Here is a 1,130-nt window from a genome sequence, read left to right as displayed (position 1 = left end):
TATGGTAGGATTTGGTGGGAAAATTGACAATAAAAAGAATGATCAGTATTGGGATGGAAATAAATGGAGACTTTTTAGACCATACTGGCCCTATGAACGGATGACAAAATACTATGATGGCGTTTCACCATGGGATGATGCTAACACGATTTTAGGATGGAGTAACAATGCTCGTGCTGCTAAAACAGCGGTATACAACATGAGTATTGCAGGAGGTAATTCCATTGGTACTGAGTCAGGTATTGGTACCGGGACCAATATTGGGGCTGGATTAACCTTGGCCAACCAGTTAATGGGAAGTGCAAGATCTAATGCTAAGAAAGTCGTTATTTTGCTTTCAGATGGCTTTGCGAATATGGTCTACGATGCCAATGGTTACACTATATATAACTACAATAACGAAGATCCTAATATCGAAACAGCTCCCCAGTGGTTTTGGGATAGATTAAATAATAATCTAAATAGTCTATCATATAGCTTGGCTCCAACACTTGATGGTTTCTATTCGATTAAATTTCGTTATTCAAACAATGTCGACAGTATTACCAGTCTGCAATATTATATGAGGCAACATAATGCCTCCATTCCAAATGAAATATTCTCTGCAAATGATGAAGACCAGTTACAAGACAGTTTCAAAGATATTACTGATAAGATTCTGCCACTGGGAATCCACCACGTGACCATCAAGGATGTTCTTTCTAAGTATGTCCAGCTATTACCAAACGGATCGTCAGAGTTTCGTGTCGTTAAAGAGAAAGATGGTAGCAGTGAAACATTAAGCAACGAGCAAGTAACTTTTGAAACCAAGACAAGTTCAGAAGGTTTAGTGGAGGTTACAGCTAATTTTTCTCCTAATTATTCCTTGGAAGATGGCGCTAGATATGTACTAAAATTTAAAGTTACATCTAGTCAAGATGCTTTGGATGCCATTGCTGGTGATAAAAAACTAGAGGCTGGTGATGCTGAAGGTTCTGATGTCAATAAACTCTACTCCAATAAAGGTGCCAGTGTCACCTATTCCTATGGAATAGGCACCTCTCAAACCAAGACCAAAGAATACTCTGACAACCCAACCTTTAAGCCTTCAGATCCATTAACGGTACCAGTGGAAGTTGAATGGCAAGGTG

1 pseudogene is annotated in these 1,130 nt (G+C 39.0%); it reads left to right on the top strand.

The window, feature by feature from the left end:
• A pseudogene (pitA, locus tag GMD4S_RS13360) lies at positions 1-1,130 on the top strand (PI-2 pilus tip adhesin PitA); the annotation flags it as partial.

The sequence above is a fragment of the Streptococcus sp. GMD4S genome, from assembly GCF_000296955.1.
Note: the sequence above shows the minus strand (reverse complement) of the source record. Positions and strands in the feature narration are given on the sequence as shown.